Genomic DNA, 21,367 nt, shown 5'->3' on the forward strand with positions numbered 1-21,367 from the left:
AGATACAGCGTGTTCGACTCCGTGCTCGTCGCCAACCGCGGCGAGATCGCCTGCCGCATCGTCCGCTCCGCCCGATCCCTCGGCCTGCGCACCGTCGCCGTCTACTCCGACGCCGACGCGGGCGCCCCGCACACCCGGCTCGCCGACGAGGCCGTCCGCCTCGGTCCCGCCCCCGCCGCCGAGAGCTACCTCGACATCGACCGCGTCCTGGCCGCGGCCGCCGCCACCGGCGCCGGGGCCGTCCACCCCGGGTACGGCTTCCTCTCCGAGAGCGCCGCGTTCGCCCGCGCCGTCGAGGACGCGGGACTGGTGTTCGTCGGCCCCCAGGCGCGCCACCTGGAGGAGTTCGGCGACAAGCACACCGCGCGCAAGGCCGCCGCGGCGGCCGGGCTGCCCATGGTCGCGGGCAGCGACACCCTCGGCGACGCCGACGAGGCCGCCGAGGCCGCCGCGCGCATCGGCTACCCCGTCATCCTCAAGTCGACCTCCGGCGGCGGTGGGATCGGGCTGTTCCCCTGCCACGGCGAGGCCGAGCTGCGCGCAGCGTTCGACCAGGTCAGCCGCATGGCGGAGACACACTTCGGCGGGGGAGGGGTGTTCGTCGAACGCTTCGTCCCCCGCGCCCGCCACATCGAGGTGCAGGTCTTCGGCGACGGCCTGGGCCGGGTCGTCACCCTCGGGGACCGGGACTGCTCGCTCCAGCGCCGCAACCAGAAGGTCGTCGAGGAGGCGCCCGCCCCCGGCCTGCCCGACGCCCTGCGCGCCGAACTCCACCGCACCGCCCGCGCCCTGTGCGCCGGTGTGTCCTACCGCAGCGCGGGGACGGTGGAGTTCGTCTACGACGTCGAGCGCGGCGAGGCCTCCTTCCTGGAGGTCAACACCCGGCTCCAGGTCGAGCACCCGGTCACCGAGGAGATCACCGGCGTCGACCTCGTCGCCTGGATGCTGCGCCTGGCCCGGGGCGAGGACGTGCTCGCCGACGTTCCCCCCGAGGGCCCCGACCGCACCGGCCACGCCGTCGAGGCCCGCGTCTACGCCGAGGACCCCGCGCACGACTTCCGCCCCAGCTCCGGCCTGCTCACCCGGGTCGAGTTCCCCGCGGGGGCGCGCGTCGACGGCTGGGTCGAGACCGGCCAGCGCGTCACCAGCGACTACGACCCGATGCTCGCCAAGGTCATCGTCCGGGGCGGGGACCGGGCCGACGCCCTCGACCGGCTCGGCCGCGCCCTGTCCGAGGTGCGGATCGACGGCCTCCAGACCAACCTCGGCCTCCTGCGCGCCCTGGCCGACCACCCGGAGGTGCGCGCCGTCGACCACACCACGGCCACCTGCGGGACGGTCGGGGACCCGGAGCCGCGCATCGAGGTCGAGCGCGCCGGAACGCTCACCACCGTGCAGGACTGGCCCGGCCGGACCGGGTACTGGCAGGTGGGCGTGCCGCCGTCGGGGGCGATGGACGACCTGTCGCTGCGGCTGGGCAACACCGCTCTGGGCAACCCGGAGGGGGCGCCCGGTCTGGAGTGCACGATCGAGGGTCCGGCGCTCCGGTTCAGCGCCGCCGCGACCGTGTGCGTCACCGGCGCCCCCGCCGAGGTCACGGTCGACGGCGAGCCGGTGCCGCAGTGGGAGCCGGTCGGGGTCCCGGCGGGCGGCGTGCTCGACGTCGGCCCCGCGCGCGGCCCCGGCATGCGCACCTACGTGCTGGTCCGCGGCGGGTTGGACGTGCCCGGCTACCTGGGCAGCGCGGCCACGTTCACCGCCGGGGAGTACGGCGGTCACAGCGGACGCGCGCTGCGGCTCGGGGACGTGCTCCGGCCGAAGGCTCCGCTCGGCGTTCGCCCCGAGGGAGCCACGGCCGCCACGGCCGGAACGCCCGCTGCGCGCGTCACCCCGGGCGCGGCAGCCGACCCGGTCACACCGCGACCCGTTCCGGAGGCGGACCGCCCCGACTTCGGAGCCCCGGCGGAGGCGGGCGAGGGCTCCTCGTCCCACTGGGACGTCGAGGTCTCCGAGGGACCGCACGCCGCCCCCGAGTTCCTCACCCGCGAGGGCCTCGCCGACTTCTACGCCACCGCCTGGAAGGTGCACCCCCAGTCCGCCCGCAACGGCGTACGCCTCTCCGGACCCAAGCAGGGATGGGCCCGACCCGACGGCGGCCAGGCCGGTCTGCACCCGTCCAACGTGCACGACACCGCCTACTCCGTCGGAGCCGTCAACCTGTCCGGCGACACGCCCGTCCTGCTGGGGCCGGACGGACCGAGCCTCGGCGGGTTCGTCTGTCCCGTCACCGTCGTCACCGGCTCCCGCTGGAAGGTCGGCCAGCTCCGCCCCGGCGACACCGTGCGCTTCCACCCCGTGACCGAGGCCGCCGCCGAGAAGCTGCACCACGTGCCCACCGCCGCACCGCTCCTGCGCGCCACCGGCTCCGACGGCGACGACGGAGTGCTCGCGCGGCTGCCCGCCGCCGACGGCGCCCCCGAGGTCACCTACCGCCGCAGCGGCCACGACAACATCCTGGTCGAGTACGGGCCGATGGCGCTGGACCTGGGCCTGCGCATGCGCGTCCACGCCCTCATGGCCGCGCTCGACGGGGCCGCGCCGCGCGGCATCGTCGACACCACCCCCGGCGTGCGCTCCCTGCACCTGCACACCGACCCCGAGGTGCTGCCGCTGCGCACCCTGCTCGACCTCCTCCAGGAGATCGAGGGACAACTGCCGCCCACCTCGCGGCTGCGGGTGCCGAGCCGCACCCTGCGCCTGCCGATGTCCTTCGACGACCCGTCGATCCACGAGGCGATCAGCCGGTACCGGACCGGCGTGCGCGACGACGCGCCCTGGAACCCCGACAACATCGAGTTCATCCGGCGCATCAACGGCCTCGACACCGTCGACCAGGTCCGCGACATCGTCTTCGACGCCTCCTACCTGGTCCTGGGGTTGGGCGACGTCTACCTGGGCGCGCCCGCCGCCACCCCGCTCGACCCGCGCCACCGGCTGGTCACCACCAAGTACAGCCCGGCGCGCACCTGGACCCCGGAGGCCGGGGTCGGCATCGGCGGGGCGTACCTGTGCGTGTACGGCATGGAGAGCCCCGGCGGCTACCAGCTCATCGGCCGCACGGTGCCGATCTGGTCGGGACTGCGCCAGTACGGCCCCTTCGAGCCCGGCACCCCGTGGCTGCTGCGGTTCTTCGACCGGATCAGCTGGTATCCGGTCGGTCACGAGGAACTGCTGGACATCCGCGCCGACCTGCTCGCCGGACGGCACGGGCTCCAGGTCGCCGACGGCGAGTTCGTCCTCGCCGACCACGAGCGCTTCCTCGTCGACCACGCCGACTCCATCCGTGCCTTCCGGGACCGCCAGGCGGAGGCCTTCGAGGCCGAGCGCCAGGCGTGGGAGGCGGCGGGCGAGTTCGAGGACCGGCCCGAACCGGAGCCCGTCGCCGACGTCGGCGGGGTCGACCTGCCGCCCGGCGCCGCCCTGGTCGAGTCCCCGCTGTCCGCGTCCGTCTGGAAGGTCGACGTCCGCCCCGGCGACACGGTCGAGGAGGGCCAGCCGATCGTCCGGCTGGAGGCGATGAAGCTGGAGGTCGTGGTCCGGGCGCCCCGCGCGGGTACGGTCTCCGACATCCTGGTCGCACCCGGACAGCACCTCGACCCGGGGCGCGCCATGGCCGTCATCACGCAAGGAGGAGCCTCCTGATGCCCACCCCCACCGAACGCGTCCACGACGCCTACCGGAGGATCGCCGAGGCTGACCGGCCCGAGGTCTGGATCACCCTGCGCCCCGAGGCGGACCTGCTCGTGGAGGCGAAGGCGGTCGAGGACCGGCTCGCGGCCGGGGAGGACCTGCCGCTGGCGGGCACGGTCGTCGCGGTCAAGGACAACATCGACGTGGCGGGGCTGCCGACCACGGCGGCCTGCCCGGAGTTCGCGTACACCCCGGAGACGAGCGCGACCGCCGTCCGGCGGTTGGCGGACGCGGGCGCGCTCGTGCTCGGCAAGACCAACCTGGACCAGTTCGCCACGGGGCTGGTCGGCACGCGCAGCCCGTACGGGGCGGTGCGGAACGCGCTCGACCCGGAGCGGATCTCCGGCGGATCGAGTTCGGGGTCCGCGGTCGCGGTCGCGCTGGGGATCGCCGACGTCGCGCTCGGCACCGACACGGCCGGGTCGGGACGGGTTCCGGCGGCGCTGCACGGGATCGTCGGGATCAAGCCGACGCTCGGCCTCGTGCCCGCGACCGGGGTGGTCCCGGCGGCCCAGCCCTACGACTGCGTCACCGTGTTCGCCCGCGACCTGGGGACGGGAACGGCCGCCCTCAGGGTGATGACCGGACCCGACCCGGCCGACCCGTACAGCAGGGACTGGCCGTCCGACGTGCGCCTCGCCCCGCGCCACCCCGCGCGGGTGGCCGTCCCGGCGCCCGACGGGATCGCGGTGCTGGGCGACGACGAACGCGCCGCGTTCCACGCCGCCGCCGACGTCCTGCGCGCGGCGGGCGTGGAGGTCGAGGCCGTGGACGTGGCGCCCCTGCTGGAGGCGGCGCGGCTGCTGTACGACGGCGCGCTGGTCGCCGAGCGGTACGCCGCCGTCGGGGAGTTCCTCGCGGGCGGGCCGCAGTCAGCCGACCCCACGGTGTCCGGGATCATCCTGGCCGCCGCCGACCTGCCCGCGCACGCTCTGGCCGCCGACCAGCACCGGCTGGCCGCCTACCGGGCGTCGGCCCGGGAGCTGCTCTCTGGCTTCGACGCGCTGCTGCTGCCGACGACGGTCGGCCACCCGACGCTGGCGGAGGTGGCGGCGGACCCGGTCGGGGAGAACTCGCGGCTGGGGACGTACACGAACTTCGTCAACCTGCTGGACATGGCGGCGGTCGCCGTTCCCGCCGGGACGGCGGACGGGCACACGTTCGGGGTGAGCCTGGTCAGCGACGCCTTCGACGACCAGGTGGGCCTGGACCTGGCCGCGCTGCTGACGGGCGACGACCCCGGCGAGGCCTACCCGGAGCCGGGCGCGGAGCTGGCCGTGTTCGGCGCGCACCTGCGCGGGCAGCCGCTCAACCACCAGCTCACCGACCTGGGGGCGCGGTTCGTCGAGGCGACCGAGACCAGCGCGGACTACCGGATGTACGCGCTGGCCACGACGCCGCCCAAGCCGGGGCTCCAGCGGGTGTCCGACGCCGGGGTCGCGGTGCGCTGCGAGGTCTGGCGGATCTCCCCGGCGGGCCTGGGGGCGTTCCTGGCCGCGCTGCCCGCGCCGATGACGCTCGGATCGGTCACGCTGGCCGACGGCCGGTCGGTGGTGGGGTTCGGCTGTGAGCCGTCGGCCGTCGAGGGGGCCGAGGACATCAGCGAGCACGGCGGTTGGCTGGCCTACCGGGCGTCCCTGGAGGGCTGAGCCGCGTGTGGAGCCCCCGTTCGTCGCGCGACGGACGGGGGCTTTCCGCTGCGCTCCGGGGTAGCCCATCAAAGCCATTCATTTCGGGCGAACGGGATTGTTCCGACTCTGAAGCAATATGGGTTCCTACTTTATTCTGATGGCTCTGAGCTGGGATGACACCCCTCCTGGTGAGCTTTCTCCGAAGAACTTCGCGGAAAGTCCCCCACCGCTCCTCCCGCCCCCCTATTCTGCTGTCGAACACCCAACTTCATACACGGAAGACCCCGCGACGATTGAAGAACGTCCGGGGTCGTGGCCAGCAACCTCAACCCTTTAACGCAAAGGAATTGCCAGCATGCGCGATTATAGCGCGGCCTTCTTCGCCCTGCTCGGGATGTACCTGAAGGCGCTGTTCACCCCCGCACGCGGCCGTCACGCGGCCCCCGCCGCCCGCCGCCGTCGTTCCACCCGGGTCCGCCCCTACGCGCCCGACCCGGTCGAGGCCACCGCGCCTCCCGTCCCGAAGCCTGTCCCCGCCGTCGATCCCGCCCGAGCCCAGGCCGAGGCCACCGCCCGCCTGCACGGCTGGATCCCGAAGCAGACGCCGCCCGTTCCCCTGGGTGACCTGCTCGCCGACCCTGTGCGGCCGACGCCGGGGGAGTTCGACGAACTCGCGGCCCTGGTCCGCGTCTGGCAGCGGCAGCGGACCGAGCAGGTTCAGCGGCGTGCGGCGGTGGCGGCGTGAGCACCCTCGACATCACCCTGCCTGGTGTCTACTGGCCCTACCGCGCCTACTCCCGCGGGCTCTCCGACCTCGCCCGCGTCCGGGCCGACCTCGGCCGCGACCTGATCGGGTTCGAGCCGGACCTGGTGGACACCGTCCAACTCGTCACCAGCGAACTCGTGGCCAACTCCGCCAAGTACGCCCGCCCCGGTGGCGAGATCATCCGCACGATGTGCCTGCTGGACGGGCGGACCCTGCGGGTGGCCGTCAGCGACCCCGGTGGGCCGACCCGGCCGCGCGTCCCCGTCGAACGGACCGCCGAGGAGTGGGATTTCGCGGAGGGGCAGCGCGGGCTGCTGCTGGTCGAGAACCTGGCGACCAGTTGGGGGTTCCACGCCTTCCCCGAGTGGTCGGGCTACGCCACCCAGGTCTGGGCGGCGTTCGACCTCGACCGGCTCTGACCCGGCCAGACCGGTGCCCCGTGGACATGCGTCCGTTCACGGGGAACCGGGGCGTCAGCGGGAGACGCTGGCGAGCAGCTTGACCCACTGGTCGGTGTCGAAGGCCAGGGAGCCGTGTTCGCGGTGTTTGGTGTCGCGGACCTCGGCACCGGACTCGTGCTCGCGGACCTCGACGCACTCGGAGCCGCTCGGGCTGTAGCTCGATTTGTGCCAGTCGTTCACGCCATCATCTCCTTCATCTTCAGCACCGAATCGCGGGGCGGTAGGGCGGAGCCCAGCACGCGGGTGAACCGAGTGGTCATCCGTTCTACTCCTGTTGGGTCAGAGTGGATGACAACCCCTCGGTTGTGCTCGCTGGCCGTGATCACCCGCCCATCACGGAGGCGGAAGACGGACATCGGTGAGACCAGACCGATCACGGTTCGGTCAGGGATCAGGTGAGTCTCCACCCGGCGACCACTGATCAGCTTCAACAGGTGTTCCACCTGATCCTGGCGAACATCGCCGGGTAGGCAGGCCAGTGCACCCAGCGGGAACACCGCTGTCACCCAAGGTGTGCCGTTCTTGGCGAGCGCATCGTACCTGCCGCTACGTGCGGATACCTCCCGTTTGATCTCCGCCTCCGTCTCTGGGTAGCGACCTTCCCTCAACATGAGCGCCATGTACGCCGGGCACTGGAGCAGGCCGGGGATTACCCAGGGAGAGCCGAGTTCGATGGTGTGGGACCCCTGTTCCAGTTCCGGGATGGAGTCCTCCCACGGCTTCAACAACGACCCCGTCATCGCCACCTGCCACAGGTGCACCAGGTGATTCCGGGTACCCAGCACCTCGTCCAGGCGCGCGACGTTGTCCCAGCTGGGCAAGTGTTTTCCCTGCTCCCACTTGGTGACCAAGGCAGGAGAACACGGGATTCTTCGGGACAACTGAGCTTTGCTGAGGCCCGCGTTATTGCGTGCGATCGTGAGCGTCGTGCAAAAGTCATTGCCCTCCATGCCATGGACTTTACGGAGCTTGCACGGGCTCGTCATTAGGTCGCGACACAGCGTTACGAAGGTGTGAGCTGGGCTACATGACGAACTCTGGTAGCCCCGAGCCGACCGCCCTCGCCGCCCTCCGCCCACTCCATCCCGGATGGATGATCTCCCGCGCCGAAGACGGGTTCATCGCGGTGCACACCGACCCCTCTACCGGCCGGTCTGACGACGTCATCCGAGCCGCCCGTGTGGAGCTGCTCGGATCCCGTCTCCACGCCGCGCAGCACCGGAGGTAGCGCCGTGCCCCAGTGGGAGAACCGCCGAGCCGACGGGCTCAAGCGCAACGACATCGTGCTGATGCACGCGGGGCACCTGCGCGTGGTCACCGACATTCGCCCGCCCGAGTTCGGACACGTCCATGTCCGGCTCGGCAGTACCTGGTACCGGCTGCCCGCCGATCGAATGGTGGCCGTGGACCGGAAGGGGCCGAGCGGTGTCCGGTAAGCCGTTGGTGGCCTACGCAGGGCGGGCTACCACCCGGTCGTCGCGGAGTACGACGGCCACAAGGGATTCCCGGACCGGGCTCCCCACGATCGGATCATCTCCACCACGGCCTTCACCCACGTACCGGTGGCGTGGATCGACCAGGTCGCATCCGGTGGGCTGGTCCTGGTGAACATCGCGGGCGGTACCGGGGTCGCGATGCTCAAGCTCCGGGTGGGCGACGACGGCAGGGCACAGGGCCGCTTCCTGCCGGAGTGGGCGGGGTTCATGCCCGCACGTAGCCACAACCCTCGCCCTCGCGTGACGGTGGACGACGAGGGCGAGTCCGGTGTGAGTGCGCTGGACCCCTCCCTGGTGAGCGAACCGGCGTTCGCGTTCGTGGCCCAGCTCGCCACGGTCGACGCACACACCGTGCTCAGGGTCGCCGACGACGGCACCGAGTTCCTCGCCCTGGAGGGGGCGGACGGGGCGTGGGCGGAGGTCGACACCGCACCGGCCGACGGCGGGTTCACGGTGTCCCAGGGCGGGCCGAGGCGATTGTGGAGCGTGCTGGAGGACACCCACGCGTGGTGGATGGCCAACGGCGAACCGGACTGGTCGCACTTCGGCGTCACGGCGCACTCCTCGGAGCAGTGGGTGTGGTTCCAGAACCCGGACGGTCCCCGCTGGCCGTTGACGTGAGGACGGCTCCGTGGCCGACCCTCCCCACCGGCGAACTCGTGGGCATCGGTCACCGAGCAGGGGAGGGCGGCCGGGACGCCAGGGCGGCCAGGTAGTCGTCGAGCTGCCCGACCTGGCGGTCGGGCGGGAACGCGGCGGGGTCGAACAGAGCCTGGACCACCAGGCCGAGCACGAAGGACTGGGCGCCGGCCGCGATGCGCGCCGGATCGCCGGGGGGCAGTTCGCCGGTCCGCTGGGCGGTGGCGACCAGGTCGCGCAGCCTGTCGCGGCTGCGCGCGTACCTCCCGGCGTGGTCGCCGCTCAGTTCGGGGTCGGCGAGCGCGGCGTCCCAGGAGGACACCCAGATCCGGTTGCTGGAGGTGGCCTCGGCGGTCAGCGGCAGGATGTCGAGCAGGGCCGCCCTGACGGCGGGGAGCCCCTGCCCGGCCACGGTTCGGGGCCGCGCCTCGGTTCGCTGTTCGAGCAGGTCGAGGGCGTACGTCACCAGATCGCGCTTGGTGGGGAAGTAGTGGGTGAGCAGGCCGGTGGTCGCGTTGAGCTCCGTGGCGACGGCGCGCAGGGTCAGTCCGCCGAAACCGTGCGCGGCCAGGACCCGCCAGACCGCCTCGGAGACGTCGCGGCGACGGGCCTCGTGGTCTCCCTTGGTGCGTGGCATGCTGCTACGGTACATAACCGTAACGCCTGTTATGTGAATGCGGGGTCGCCATGTTCTCCCTCCCCCTCCGGGACAACGCCCAGCTCCGTCCCCTGGAGCTGTGGCACGCCGAGGAGTTCGCCGTCCATATGGACCGGGCCCGCGAGCACATCCGGCCCTGGGTCGGGCGGACGTTCGTCACCGACGACCTCGACGGGGCACGGGCCACGCTGCGCCGGTACGCCGAGCGCCGGGCCGCGGACGGGGCCGGCCTCTACGGCATCTGGCTCGACGGGGTTCTGGTCGGCGGCGTGCTGTTCGCGGACTTCGACGCGTCCTCGGGCTCATGCGAGATCGGCTGCTGGCTGGAACCGGCCGCCGAGGGCCGGGGCCTGGTCACGCAGGCGTGCCGAGTCCTCCTGGACTGGGCGTTCGGGACCCGGGGGATGCACCGGGCCGAGTGGCACTGCCGGGCCGACAACAAGCGGAGCGCCGCGGTGTCCGAACGGCTCGGCATGACGCTCGAGGGCGTGCGGCGCGAGAGCTGGTCCTACGACGGCAGCCGCCACGACACACAGATCTGGGCGGTCCTCGCCCGGGAGTGGCGGATCACGCGCCCGTCGGACGCAGTCCCGCCAGTGTGAGGTCCACGGCCTGCTCCGCCCACCCGGGACGGCCGCCGCGCCCGGCCATGTAGTCGGCGTAGAAGGGCCCGAGGAGGGCGGAGACGGCGGCCTCCAGGTCGGCGCCGTCGCGGATCTCCCCCCGGTCCCGGGCCCTTTCGAGCACCCGGCGCAGCAGGGCGCGGCGGGGCAGCACGGTGCGTTCGCGCAGCAGGGCGAGCAGGTCCGGGGTGTGCGCCTCCTCGGCGAGGCAGGTGCCGATGAGGGCCATGCCGCGTACTCGCTCCACCGTCGCCGCGAAGTCCCGCAGGATCGCCACGAGGTCGGCCCGCGTGTCCCCGCTCGCGGGCGGCGCGTCCACCATGCGCATGGCCTCCAGCGCCGCGGTGACCAGGTCCGCCTTCGTCCTCCAGCGCAGGTGGATGGTGGACTTGCTGACCTGGGCCGCGGCGGCCACCTGGCTCAGGCTCATGCGGGTGTAGCCGTGGGACGCCAGCAGTTCCAGGGCCGCGCGCAGGATGGCCTCGTCCTTCTCCGCGGACCGGGGCCGTCCGGCGCCTTTGCCTGTGGTTGTTTCGCGCATTGCCGAAGGATAGGGGTCCACCGGACCGAGCGGTTCGGTCCGGGTTCCGTGTCGCGGACCTCCCCGGCCACCGGGGCGGGCCGGGCGCCGGGGCTCGGCGCCGCCCCGGTGCCCGGGCCACCCGGTTCTCGGGTCAGGCGCCGGTGGGGGCGCCCTGGACGTGGAAGTTGAAGTCAGCGTGGCCCAGCGCGCCCCACAGGCGGAGCCAGAGCGGCAGAAGCATCTCGGTGCCGCGGGCGGTGGTGATGTCGCCGAGGTCGATCACGCTCTCCCCGGGCCAGCCGAACTCGACCAGGCGCCCGGTGACGAACTCCTTGGCGTCGGCGTCGTCGCCGGAGACGAAGACGTGGTGCGGGCCGGGCACGCGGGACGGCTCGACCATGACCAGGGCGGTCATGGTGTTGAGGGTCTTGACGACCTTCGTCTCGGGGAAGGCGCGCTGGATCTGCTCGCCGAGGCTGTCGGTGTTGACCGGGTCGAGGGACGGCGGCATCCCGGCGGAGAAGTCCAGCGGGTTGGCGATGTCCATCAGGATCTTGCCCGCGAGGTGGTCGCGCCCGGCGGCCGCGAGCGCCGCGAGCGAGGCGGTGCCCGAGGTGGTGTTCACCAGCGCCTCACCGAAGGCGGCGGCGCCCGCGAAGGGCAGCAGCCGCACCCCCGGCCGCTCGGCCAGCCACTGGGTGAGGGGCGGGTTGCCGTGGGCGTCGGGCTCGGTGCGGGCTCGGGTGGCCTCGGGGGCGCGGGTGCCGACGGCGACCTCGTGGCCCAGCGAGGCGAGCTTTCCGGCGATGGTCCGGCCGACGGTGCCGGTGCCGAGAACTGCGTAGCGCATGGGAGGCGGAGTCCTTTCGGGGGGTCTGGGGCCGGGCGCGGTTCTGCGCCCGGCACTCTCCTAAAACAAAACCGAGTGGCTCGGTATTTCATAGAAGGCGGGACGGTCCCGTCGCACCGCGCGGACCCGCCGTGCGCCGCGGGCGGCGGGGGAGCGGGGACCAGGCCCCGTCCGGTCCCGAACGGCCCCGGACGGCCGACGGCCCCGCCACCCGGAAGGTGGCGGGGCCGTCCCGTCGTCTGTCAGGAGAGCGGGGTCAGGAGCTCTTCCCGGCCTCCGACGGGGAGATCGCGGCCTGGGCGCGGTAGTGCCGGTTGCGGGCGCCCAGGATGACCACGGCGAGCACGGTCGCGATGAGCGACGCGATGAGCACGCCCGACTTGGCGTGGGTGAGGTGCTCGGGCGAGCTCGCGAAGGACAGTTCCGTGATGAGCAGGGACACGGTGAAGCCGATCCCCGCGAGCTGCGACATGCCGATGAGGTCGATCCACCTGAGGCTGGGGTTGAGCTCGGCGGCGGTCAGCTTGGTCATGACCCAGGAGCCGCCGACGATGCCGACCACCTTGCCGACCACGAGGCCGAGGATGATGCCCAGCGCGGCGCGGTCGGTGAACACGGCGCCCATGCTGTCGAAGGCGACGCCGGCGGAGAAGAAGGCGAAGATCGGCAGCGCCAGACCCGCGGACCAGGGGCGCAGCAGCTGCTCGACACCGTGGCTCGGGTCGTGGTGCTCACCGGGCCGCTTGGAGGTGCGCATGAGCAGACCCATGGCCACGCCGGCGATCGTGGCGTGGACGCCGCTCTCGTGCATGAGGACCCAGATGACCACGGCCAGCGGGACGTAGACGAGCCAGTTCGGGATCACGGAGGCGTTGAGCTTGGCGGCCAGGCCCTTGCCGCGCTGGAGGTACCAGAACACCGCGAGGCCGACGCCGGACAGGGCCAGGGAGCCGAAGTGGATCTCGGCGGTGTAGAAGACGGCGATGACGATGACGGCGCCCAGGTCGTCCACGATCGCCAGGGTCAGCAGGAAGGTGCGCAGCGCCGGGGGCAGCCAGCGGCCGATGACGGCGAGGATCGCCACGGCGAAGGCGATGTCCGTGGCCATCGGGATGCCCCAGCCCGACATGGTCTCCGGCGTGGAGAAGTTGACCGCGGCGTAGATCGCGGCGGGGACGACCATGCCGCAGACGGCGGCGATGATCGGCAGCATGGCGCGCCGCGGGTTGCGTAGTTCGCCGTTGACGAACTCCTGTTTGAGCTCGTTGCCGACGACGAAGAAGAAGATCGCGAGGAGTCCGTCCGCCGCCCACGTCTCCAGGGTGAGGTTCAGGTGGAGCGACTCGGGGCCGAACCGGATCTCGCGCAGGTGTTCGTAGGCCTCGCCGAACGGCGAGTTGATCCACAGGAGCGCCAGCAGGGCCGCGCCGATGAGGATGAAGCCGCCGACGCTGTCGCTGCGCAGAGTGTCCGCGAAACGGCTGAGCAGTGGGCTCGAGGGAGTCGGGTGCTCGATCGGGTCGATGCTCATGTGCGACGCTCCAGGACGTGACTCGACAGGGACTCGCCGACCAGTCTTCCCGGCACACCTCTGGCGCTCGGCGCCCCGCCCATGTTCACGGACCCGTGGGTGGATGTCCAGCCCAGAGGGCATGTGTCCGCGCTGGTCCCGATCCGGTCGGGCAGGCGCACGGGCGGTCGCGCAGCCGTCGGGCAGGCGGGGAGCGCGGCGGTGGGGACCACCGCCGGTGACTGGGACCAACGGGTTGGTTGGTTGTCGGCCCAGTCGTGTCCCTGCCTGGAGTCCCGCTGGCTACACGGTGGACTTCAGGTCCTGCGATAACAGGCACCAGGCATCATATGTCAATGATTCGGGCGAGCGGCCCGGGGGTTCCTCGGTGACGTCCACCACTGGCGTGCGCTCCCTCGGGGTGTGCGCGGCGGGATTGCGCCGACGACGGGAACTCCTACCCGAATGCGGCGCTTTGATGTTCGTGTTCCGGAGACGAGAAATGTGACGCGCGTCCCATTCGTGCTCCGTGCGTCCGGGGAGACGGGGGTCGCGATGCGCGATCCCTGGTCACCGGGGGTCCACGGTTAGCATGGGTGGTCGGGCCGAGCGGCGTGATCCGCCTCCGCGACCCGGGCGCCAGGGCCGGTGCCGCCGGACGCGACGGGTCTGGCGTGACACGCGTCACCCGCGTACAGTCCGAAGATGGAGTGCCGGGAAGACTGGTCGGCGTTGAACACCCCTATCTGGAAACCAGGCGGCTGATGCTCGACTCCCACGTGCGTGGCGCGCACGTCTACCGATCCGAATCAGGTGCGCGGACCGTGCGCAGCTGGTGTGAGGACGAGATCTCCGGGTGGACCGGCCTCGTTCCGCTCCCCGTGGTCACCTCCGAGCTCGGCACCACGCGGGCGTTCCGCGCGTCGGCGGGGGCGGCCGACACGGGCACCCCCGTCGTGGTCCTGAACGGCACCAACTTCAACACGGCCAGCTCCGTCGAACCGCTGCGCGTCCTGGCCCGCGACCGGACCGTCATCTCCGTCGACGTCCCCGGCCAGCCCGGTCTCAGTTGCGGCGTCCGTCCCCGGTCGCCGCGCACCGCCGCCTACGGAGCCTGGCTGGACGAGGTGCTGCCCCAGCTGACCGACGAGCCGGTGATCGTCCTGGGGCACTCGCTGGGCGCGGCGATCGCCCTGGCCGCCAAACCGTCCGCGTTCACCAAGGCACTGATGCTCGTGTGTCCCGCGGGGCTCACCGCGGCCGGGATGACCCCCGAGGTGATGCGAGCGGTGCTGCCGTGGATGATCGGGCCGCGTGACAGCAAGAGCACCCGGCTGCTCAACTCCATGAGCGGACCCGAGCACGTCAGCGCGGGCGTGCACCCGCTGGCTCCGTGGATGACCCTGGTCGCACGGCACTGTCGGACCAGCCTCGCCCCCGGGCCGCTGACCATGGAGTGCCTGCGGCCGTGGTCGGACGTCCCCCGGCTCGTGACCACGGGGTCCGACGACACCTTCTTCTCCCCGGCCAGGCTGCACGGGCCCGCCCGCCGCCTGCTCGACGCGGACGTGCGCGTGCTGGAGGGGGCCGGGCACCTCGCCCTGCACGAGAGGCCCGAACGCGTCGCCGAACTCCTGCGCGAGCTCGACTGACGGCCCCCGGACGCGGCGGACCCGTCGGGCGGCGCCACCGGGTCCGGGACACCGGGGAGTGGGTGACTCGCCGGTACGAGGCGCCCGGAGGCGGCGGCGCACGGGTGCACGCACCCCTGGACATCCACCTGTGAGCGCCATGGCGGCGGTCGTCGGTACCCGCCTAGCGTCGTGGGACACGCGGCACCCTCACCCCAGGGAGACCTCCCATGCCCCTCACCAGTGCGCGCAGCGCCCCGGAGCCCCGGAGCCCCGGCGGCAGCGACTTCGCCGAACTGTCCAGGCTCATCCAGGCCGCGGGGCTCATGGACCGCACCCCCGTGTACTTCGGGGTGCGGCTGGCGCTGATCGGTCTGGCCTACGCCGGTGCGTGGGCGGTGTTCGTCCTCGTCGGCGACTCGTGGTGGCAGCTCGCCACGGCGGTGGCGATGGCGGCGGTGTTCGGCCAGGTCGGCCTGGTCTCCCATGAACTCGCGCACCGCCAGATCCTCCGGCGGCGCGGCCCCAGCGAGTTCGTCGGCCGCATCGTCGGCAACCTCGGCATCGGTCTCGGGTACGGCTGGTGGCAGGACAAGCACACCCGTCACCACGCCAACCCCAACCACGAGGAGCTCGATCCCGACGTCCAACCCGAACTCCTGGTGTGGTCACAGGACCAGGCGCGGGCTGCCAGGGGGCTACCCGCGTTCCTCGGCCGGTGGCAGGCGTTCCTCTTCTACCCGCTCCTCACGTTGGAGGGCATCAACCTGCACGTGGGCAGTGTGCGCGCGCTGTTCCGTTCCAGCACCAGACACCGTCTCCTGGAGGGCGCCCTGCTCGGCGCCCACTTCGTGCTCTACCTCGCGGCGGTGCTCACCGTGCTGGAACCGCTCCAGGCGCTGGCGTTCGTCGCGGTCCACCAAGGCCTGTTCGGCGTCTACCTGGGCTGCATCTTCGCCCCCAACCACAAGGGCATGCCCACGCTGAAGAGGGGCGAGAAGCTCGACTTCCTGCGCAAGCAGGTGCTGACCTCGCGCAACGTCCGCGGCGGGTGGTTCACCGACATCGCCCTGGGCGGACTCAACTACCAGATCGAGCACCACCTGTTCCCGAGCATGCCCGGCCCCCACCTGCGGCGGGCCCAACCCATCGTGCGCGGGTACTGCGAGCGGATCGGCGTGCCGTACCACGAGACGGGTTTCGTGCGCTCACACGTCGAGGCGCTCGCCCACATGCACGCGGCGGGCGCCCCGCTCCGCGAACGGCGGAGGAGGTGAGGGATCGGACGCGGCCGTCGGCCGGGGACGGCTCGGCCGGTGGCCGCCCGGTCGGGGGCACCTCCGCCGTGTCGGCCGTCGCGGCGACCCACCCGCGAACGGCCGGTCGCCGTCACCACTCCCGGGTGGCGATCAGTTCCTCCACGTCGGCGCCCGCGAACCCGTAGGCCGACGCCACGAGCCAGAACTCCTCGGCGATCGCCTCGCGCGCGACGGTCTCGATCTCGCTGCCCGCGGCCTCGAACTCCGCCTCCAAGGCGTTGAACCCGTCCGTCGCGGCGTGCGTGAGCGCGTACAGCGCCGCCAGGTCCGCGGGCCGCTCCGCCTCGATCCGTTCGCACAGGCGCACCAGGATGTCCCTGCCCTGGTCCACCACGTGGTCCGGATAGCAGCCGTCCGCGTACATCGCCCGGAGGAACTCGTGTCCCGCCATCCGCTCGTTCGTGATCGCCATGTGGTTCCCCGCCTTCGTCCGGTGCCGTCGGCCCCACTCTGGCCCCCGCCTCCGACAGGACGGTCGAAAGACCTGCCCGTGCGCGTCGTGTCTATGCTTCCCGGCGGGACGTGACCGACCGACGCGGGGAGAGAACCGGTGAGTTATGACGTCGTGGCGTTGTCGGCGAGGGACCCCGACCTGCGGTTGATCGCGCACGCCCTGAACGACGCGGGCCCCGACCTCTGGGTCCGTCCCCTGCACGACGGCGGGATCCTCCAGATCCGCGACGCGGACCGGCGCGTCCTGGCCTCCGTCGAGCGCGCGCAGCTGGTGGAGGCACGGGACGAGGTCGCCCGTCTGCTCGGCCCGGACGCGGCCATCGGTCTGCCGGATCCGTGCTGGTGGGTGGAGGTACGGGCCCGACCGGACGACCAGGGGCGGGAGGCGGCGCACCGCGTCGCCGACCTCCTGGTCCTGAGATCCGGCGGCACCGTGTGGACGTCGGGCCCTGCGGATTTCTCCGAGTGGGAGGAGACCGGGCACCCGGCGGCCGAACGCACGGCGGCCGAGGCGGTCGTGATCGCCCAGGACCGCGACGTCGTCCCGCTCTCCTCGTGGATCTCCGACGCGGTGTCCTGGGCCCGGGGCACGGGGCTCCAGGTCCTCACGCCGCCCTCGGCGCGGCTCACCCACGCCCTGCGCACGCTGGTCACGTCGTCGATGGCCAGGTGGGTCGTGCGCGCGGAGGACGGCACCCGCTTCGACGGAGTCAGCGGGCTTCCCCTGCGCTGGGATGACGAGCACGGCTACGTGCCCGTGCGGGGTGAGGAGTCGGCGGCGCCGCCGGAGGGGTTCCTCGACGACGCGCCGCTGGGGGCTCAGCTCGTCCTGGACCTGTCGGTGCGCCACCAGGAGGAGTTCGCGCCGCCCCTGGGGCAGGCTGCCGAGGCGGTCACGGAACATCTGGCCGGGTGCTCACCCGCCGGGTGGGGACCGCACGAGCCCGCGCTCGCGGCGTGGGAGCCGGAGCGCCTGATCCGGCTGGCGCGGCACCGCGTGCCCAGACCGACGGTGGCGCACTTCTCCGGGCCCCAGGGGGTCGGACACCCGTGCGCGGGGAGTGTGCGTGTGGCGTGGGACGGGGAGCGGGCCACGGAGCGGGTCTCCATGGTGGTGGGCTTCGAGGACGAGGCCGACCTGCCGACCGACGCGCTGCCCGGACTGGTGGAGGCGCTCGCCGCCCGGGATCTGCTGGGCGTGCTCCAGGTGCGCCGGATGCGCGGGCGTGCCGACCTCACGTACGGGCCCCGTTGGCACGGGCTGGCCGTCCCGGTGGGCATGGCCCTCGGCCCGGACGGGGTGGGCCGGGTCGGGGAGGAGGGGGCAGTCGCGGGGCCCATGGCAGGCACACTGTTGGGAGAGGGGGAGCACCGGGCCGTCTGGTGCCCCGTTCCCGGCGGAGTGTCGGAGGCCCGACGCGCGATGGACCTGGTGCGGGCGCAGTTGAACTACCTGGGGGCGGCTGGAGGGTGACGGTCCTCAGGCCTCACACTCGGTTCGTCGCATCTCCACCCGAAGTCATTCAGGAATGTTTTCCCCGGTGCGAGTAAAGTTTCCCAGATTCATTCCGAAGGCTTCGTTGCTGGTGGATTCGACGATCTCGGATGCGGTCGCCAAGGTAGTCTGGGTCGCCTTTGATATCGTTTTCACCAGTCTTCGGAGTTAGTTGGTCTCTTCCTCGATGGGGTTCTTTAGGATGTCTGCATAAACGTGAGCGCTCTCCTCGTCGAATCCTTCGTCCATGTACATCTGGACCAGTTCATCGAGGGTGTAGTTCTCCGGGTCGTTGACGATAGCAATCACTGCAGTCCCCAATCTTCTTCGATTACCTTGTCAATCGCCTCTGCGATCGGCTGGAACTCCTCGTCTTCCCACTGACGATACCTGCTCGGCGCTGGTCCCGAAAGATGCTGTCGGAGCTCGTCCCGCAGTCGGGCGTCCCCCGAACGTTCGGCAACCCACTGGGTGTAGGAGCGGGCCCACATCTCGGTGTTGCGCAACAAGTAGCTCTGGTACCTGGTGCTCGGCTCAGCGTCCAGTCGGTGATACGACCAGGACTCCACCACGGCCCTGCGCCAGTCCCGCATCTGTGTCGTCTTGGGCACGGCTGACGCGACGCCAGGGTTCGGAGAGGCCAAATGATCGAGTGCGTGGCCGATCTCATGGATCAAGTTCTCGCGGAGCCTGGGTGCGGCAGGGTCAAATGTGATCGTTCGCGTTCGCATCTCATATCTACCGAGAACTCCGGGAGGCAATGGCCCGGTTTCGAATCTGACTGTGCGCATATTCTCTGGAAACCTGTGTACCGATTCCAGGAGGGAAACGGTGTCGCTTACCTCTGAAGCCAGATCGGCTGGCATGTCTTCAGGGATGCTGTAGGGGAAGTCCTGCCGATTGTCGAGGGATTCTTCCCATGGGCCGTCATGCGAGGGATCCAGAGATTCTGGAGTGTCTTCCCGGGCTGTTTCCAGGTCCCCTGTGTCGGGTTCGTCTTGGTGAACGTCTCCTTGGCTTTGTGGCGACTGGCTTGGGTCAGTGCGATGTCCGTAGTTGTCAGTGTGGCTTGTGGGGGTCTTGGCGCCAATCCGATCTATCTCGTGAGTGGTATCCGGTTTGGAAGATGCGTGATCGGGGGTGCGGGCGTTACTTTCACCCTGACTACCGTTGAGTTCGTCGCGGTACCGCGCATCGACCTCGGTGACGAGTTCGCCCGCCTGGCGCTCGATCCGCTCGTCGTCCTCCACCCGTTCCGAGGACGGGTCCGCGGTGTCCGTCCGGTCTCCCGTCGTGGCGGGTGAGCGAATCTCCGGGGACGGCGATTCCGACGCTGCGCCGTCGTGGTGGCGGTCCCCGTGCGGGGCGCCGCCGCCGGGACCCCCGAACCGGGCCTCGAAGTCCGTGCTCAGGCCCCGGAGCAGCTCGTCGATCGACGTCGCCCCCGCGTGACCCCCACCGTCGGGCGCGAGGTGCTCGGACAGGTCGAAGTCGACCCGGCCCGCCGCACCGTTCTCCCAGTGGGTGGGCATGTCCCCCGGCGACAGGTCGTCGGGCACGCGGCCACCGTCGAGGAAGTCGCCGCTGCCCAGCCGGGCCAGGATCGTTCCGCCCCGGACCGGGAAGGCCACCACGGTCAGCGCGAGGTTGCCCGCGCCCGTGTACACCGTGTACGCGGGGCGGTCGTCCCACTCCCGCCACGGGAGGAACTCGTGTGCGACCTCGGTCCACGCCGCACCGGCGTTCTCCCGCCACATGTCGCCGTCCCAGGTCCCCGCGTCGGGACCGGAGAACGGGTTCATCCACCCGTCCTCGCCGTAGACCCCCGCCAGCGCGCCCAGCCCCTGGAGCCGCTCCTCCTGGTGCTGGACCGCGTTGTCCAACGCCTCGCCGGGCGTCTCGGCCCATCCGCTGCCCGCGCGCCACAGCCCGGTCGCGGCGACCGCGCCCACCGCCGTGTCCCAGACCATCCCGCCGCCGAAGTTGTCCCAGTTCGCGTAGTAGGCGTCGGCGGCCCAGTCCAGGGGCCAAGGCTTGGCGGAGTCGCGGGCGATGTGGTTCGCGTCCTCCCACACCCGCTGCCAGTCCTCGAACGACGTCAGGTCGTAGTCGGTGTCGGGGATGTCGTCCGGATCGATGCCGTGGACGATCTCGTTCGCCCCGGGCTCCCCCGCGCTCGCCGCCGTGTAGGTGGTGTCGCCGCCGTACACGGCGACGATCCGGTTGGCGCAGTCGCGTTCGGCTTCCTGGAATCTGGCCCACACCCGGTTCACGGCGAGCTTCAGCGCCCTGTTCTCACCGAGTTTCCACGGATTGAGGTGCCAGAACTCGTCGTCCTTGTTCTCCTCGTAGAACCCCCACGCGCTGTCCCTGAGCTCCCTGAGCTGGCTCTTGGCGGTCTCGGCGGCCTCGGCGAACTCCTCCAGGGCGCTGACCGCGTCCGCCAGGTCGTCCTGGATCGTGTCCCCCTTCGCGGCGACGGGATCCATGACGGCGAACAGGTCCTCGGCCTCGGGGGCTGAGTAGTGCGGTTGCAGCCCCTGCCACGTGCTCCTGATGTCGTTCGCGCCCTGCGAGATCTCCGAGGCCGCGGCGCCGATGTCGGCCGCGGCGGCCTGGAGGGACTCGGGAGTGGTTCCGGGGATGGGGATCGCCGGGGGGTAGACGAGCGTCAGCGGGTCCGGGTCGATGGGCTGCTGGAACCTGGCGTCGGGACTGGGCTGGCTGACGTCAACGGGAGGCACGGGGGCTCCAAGTCAAGGGGGGCGGGGTCACACGTTCGGCGGCAGGTCCGACTCGTCGATCCGACCGGCGTTGCGCTGGGCCTCCTCGGCCATCTCGTGGTTGCCGACGAGATAGGCGTCCACCGCGTTCGCGCAGCCCTCCAACGCGGATCCGGCGCGGGCGAACATCTCCCCGGACAGTGCGCCCACGTGTTCGAGGAGGTTGAAGAGCTCGGCTTCCACGGGCGCGCTGACGGCACTGGCGGCGGCGTCGACGATCCCCTCCTGGACCCTGCCGACGGTCCCGTCCAGACCGCTGCCCTCGCCGTCGCCGAGGTGGGTGAGGACCGCGTTCAGGACGCCGCCGACCCCGGGGGCGTCGATGTTCCATCCGCTCATGGGGACTCCTGGGGCGCGATGCGGGTTCGTCGGGGAGAGAAGCGGTCCGGGCGGAAGCCGTCCGGCGGGTCGTCGCCCGTGTGGCCGGTGTCGGCCAGTTCGCGCCCGACCTCGGCGATGCGGGCGTTCATCCGCGTCAGGGAGGGCTGGATCGCGGCGATGGCCTGGGAGATCGCCTTCGCGTGGTCGTCCGAACGGTCGCGCATGCGGTCCAGGGACGTGACGGGGACCACGTTCCCTGTCGCCCCGGGCTCCGTGTGCCCGCGGGCTGGCTGGCGTGCGTCGGTCGACGGGGTGTCCGACCAATCCGGGGGCTCCACCAGCTCGAACTTCATCTCCCGCCTCCCGCGCCGACCCTGGGACGGGTACCGCTCGTACCGCCCTATCTCGTGCATTATGCCGACACGGGGGACAAACGGACTGAGTACGCCTACACAGAA

General features: G+C 71.6%; 20 protein-coding genes and 1 pseudogene. 11 read left to right on the top strand and 10 right to left on the bottom strand.

Going from position 1 to position 21,367, the window contains the following annotated elements; translation table 11 throughout:
- Positions 1-9 precede the first annotated feature (9 nt).
- The 4 genes from uca (at position 10) to ACIBFB_RS21360 (ending at position 6,566) form a co-directional block, all read left to right on the top strand.
- On the top strand, positions 10-3,702 hold the full coding sequence (gene uca / locus ACIBFB_RS21345; protein ID WP_397232746.1) for an urea carboxylase: 3,693 nt from the start codon (positions 10-12) through the stop codon (positions 3,700-3,702).
- Positions 3,702-5,399 (top strand): allophanate hydrolase, encoded by a 1,698-nt coding sequence (atzF, locus tag ACIBFB_RS21350; RefSeq protein ID WP_397232748.1) that lies wholly within the window; start codon positions 3,702-3,704, stop codon positions 5,397-5,399. The genes uca and atzF overlap by 1 nt, the downstream gene beginning before the upstream one ends.
- Before the next feature lie 337 nt (positions 5,400-5,736).
- On the top strand, positions 5,737-6,126 hold the full coding sequence (locus ACIBFB_RS21355; protein WP_397232750.1) for a hypothetical protein: 390 nt from the start codon (positions 5,737-5,739) through the stop codon (positions 6,124-6,126).
- Complete coding sequence (locus tag ACIBFB_RS21360) at positions 6,123-6,566, top strand: ATP-binding protein (protein ID WP_397232752.1); 444 nt, start codon at positions 6,123-6,125, stop codon at positions 6,564-6,566. The genes ACIBFB_RS21355 and ACIBFB_RS21360 overlap by 4 nt, the downstream gene beginning before the upstream one ends.
- Before the next feature lie 54 nt (positions 6,567-6,620).
- On the opposite strand, the gene ACIBFB_RS21365 is transcribed toward ACIBFB_RS21360, so the two are convergent.
- Together ACIBFB_RS21365 and ACIBFB_RS21370 are read right to left on the bottom strand one after the other, a co-directional pair.
- Complete coding sequence (locus ACIBFB_RS21365) at positions 6,621-6,788, bottom strand: DUF397 domain-containing protein (RefSeq protein WP_397232754.1); 168 nt, start codon at positions 6,786-6,788, stop codon at positions 6,621-6,623.
- Positions 6,785-7,558, bottom strand: coding sequence for a helix-turn-helix domain-containing protein (locus tag ACIBFB_RS21370; RefSeq protein WP_397232756.1), 774 nt, complete (start codon positions 7,556-7,558; stop codon positions 6,785-6,787). The genes ACIBFB_RS21365 and ACIBFB_RS21370 overlap by 4 nt, the downstream gene beginning before the upstream one ends.
- A gap of 77 nt (positions 7,559-7,635) precedes the next feature.
- Here ACIBFB_RS21370 and ACIBFB_RS21375 point away from each other — a divergent pair, with 77 nt between their 5' ends.
- The 3 genes and pseudogenes from ACIBFB_RS21375 to ACIBFB_RS21385 all read left to right on the top strand — a co-directional run.
- Positions 7,636-7,836, top strand: a complete 201-nt coding sequence (locus tag ACIBFB_RS21375; protein ID WP_397232758.1) for a hypothetical protein — start codon at positions 7,636-7,638, stop codon at positions 7,834-7,836.
- Positions 7,837-7,840: 4 nt separating this feature from the next.
- Positions 7,841-8,044 (top strand): hypothetical protein, encoded by a 204-nt coding sequence (locus ACIBFB_RS21380; protein WP_397232760.1) that lies wholly within the window; start codon positions 7,841-7,843, stop codon positions 8,042-8,044.
- 51 nt (positions 8,045-8,095) lie between these two features.
- A pseudogene (locus tag ACIBFB_RS21385) lies at positions 8,096-8,725 on the top strand (protein-L-isoaspartate(D-aspartate) O-methyltransferase); the annotation flags it as partial.
- Positions 8,726-8,774: 49 nt separating this feature from the next.
- Here ACIBFB_RS21385 and ACIBFB_RS21390 read toward each other — a convergent pair.
- A complete protein-coding gene (locus tag ACIBFB_RS21390; RefSeq protein ID WP_397232762.1) occupies positions 8,775-9,380 on the bottom strand; it encodes a TetR/AcrR family transcriptional regulator in 606 nt (201 codons plus the stop codon).
- Between the two features lie 50 nt (positions 9,381-9,430).
- Here ACIBFB_RS21390 and ACIBFB_RS21395 point away from each other — a divergent pair, with 50 nt between their 5' ends.
- Complete coding sequence (locus ACIBFB_RS21395; RefSeq protein WP_397232764.1) at positions 9,431-10,003, top strand: GNAT family N-acetyltransferase; 573 nt, start codon at positions 9,431-9,433, stop codon at positions 10,001-10,003.
- Here the strand turns inward: ACIBFB_RS21395 and ACIBFB_RS21400 are convergent.
- The 3 genes from ACIBFB_RS21400 to nhaA all read right to left on the bottom strand — a co-directional run bounded on the left by ACIBFB_RS21400 (position 9,969) and on the right by nhaA (position 12,928).
- Positions 9,969-10,565: a TetR/AcrR family transcriptional regulator gene (locus tag ACIBFB_RS21400; protein ID WP_397232766.1), complete on the bottom strand. Its 597-nt coding sequence runs from the start codon at positions 10,563-10,565 to the stop codon at positions 9,969-9,971. The genes ACIBFB_RS21395 and ACIBFB_RS21400 overlap by 35 nt on opposite strands.
- A gap of 133 nt (positions 10,566-10,698) precedes the next feature.
- On the bottom strand, positions 10,699-11,397 hold the full coding sequence (locus ACIBFB_RS21405; RefSeq protein ID WP_397232768.1) for an NADPH-dependent F420 reductase: 699 nt from the start codon (positions 11,395-11,397) through the stop codon (positions 10,699-10,701).
- A 256-nt stretch (positions 11,398-11,653) separates the two neighbouring features.
- A complete protein-coding gene (gene nhaA / locus ACIBFB_RS21410; protein ID WP_397232770.1) occupies positions 11,654-12,928 on the bottom strand; it encodes a Na+/H+ antiporter NhaA in 1,275 nt (424 codons plus the stop codon).
- 743 nt (positions 12,929-13,671) lie between these two features.
- Between nhaA and ACIBFB_RS21415 the strand changes: the two genes are divergently transcribed.
- Together ACIBFB_RS21415 and ACIBFB_RS21420 are read left to right on the top strand one after the other, a co-directional pair.
- A complete protein-coding gene (locus ACIBFB_RS21415; RefSeq protein WP_397232772.1) occupies positions 13,672-14,559 on the top strand; it encodes an alpha/beta fold hydrolase in 888 nt (295 codons plus the stop codon).
- A 305-nt stretch (positions 14,560-14,864) separates the two neighbouring features.
- The gene (locus ACIBFB_RS21420; protein ID WP_397233059.1) at positions 14,865-15,815 is read left to right on the top strand and encodes a fatty acid desaturase family protein; all 951 of its coding nucleotides are present in this window, start codon (positions 14,865-14,867) and stop codon (positions 15,813-15,815) included.
- A 112-nt stretch (positions 15,816-15,927) separates the two neighbouring features.
- Here ACIBFB_RS21420 and ACIBFB_RS21425 read toward each other — a convergent pair whose 3' ends face one another.
- Positions 15,928-16,269, bottom strand: a complete 342-nt coding sequence (locus tag ACIBFB_RS21425) for a DUF5713 family protein (protein WP_397232774.1) — start codon at positions 16,267-16,269, stop codon at positions 15,928-15,930.
- A gap of 138 nt (positions 16,270-16,407) precedes the next feature.
- Between ACIBFB_RS21425 and ACIBFB_RS21430 the strand changes: the two genes are divergently transcribed.
- On the top strand, positions 16,408-17,784 hold the full coding sequence (locus ACIBFB_RS21430; RefSeq protein ID WP_397232776.1) for a DUF6177 family protein: 1,377 nt from the start codon (positions 16,408-16,410) through the stop codon (positions 17,782-17,784).
- 326 nt (positions 17,785-18,110) lie between these two features.
- Here ACIBFB_RS21430 and ACIBFB_RS21435 read toward each other — a convergent pair whose 3' ends face one another.
- From ACIBFB_RS21435 to ACIBFB_RS21445, 3 genes are read right to left on the bottom strand one after another with little or no spacing between them, the layout of a single operon-like run.
- Positions 18,111-20,549: a hypothetical protein gene (locus ACIBFB_RS21435; protein ID WP_397232779.1), complete on the bottom strand. Its 2,439-nt coding sequence runs from the start codon at positions 20,547-20,549 to the stop codon at positions 18,111-18,113.
- Between the two features lie 27 nt (positions 20,550-20,576).
- Entirely contained in the window at positions 20,577-20,927 is a 351-nt protein-coding gene (locus ACIBFB_RS21440; protein ID WP_397232781.1) for a DUF6507 family protein, read from the bottom strand.
- Positions 20,924-21,262 carry a hypothetical protein gene (locus ACIBFB_RS21445; protein WP_397232783.1) on the bottom strand — a complete coding sequence of 113 codons (339 nt, stop codon included), beginning with the start codon at positions 21,260-21,262 and terminating at the stop codon, positions 20,924-20,926. Before ACIBFB_RS21445 ends, ACIBFB_RS21440 begins: the two co-directional genes overlap by 4 nt.
- Between the last annotated feature and the right edge of the window lie 105 nt (positions 21,263-21,367).

Source organism: Nocardiopsis sp. NPDC050513 (assembly GCF_044457925.1).
Classification (GTDB): Bacteria; Actinomycetota; Actinomycetes; order Streptosporangiales; family Streptosporangiaceae; genus Nocardiopsis.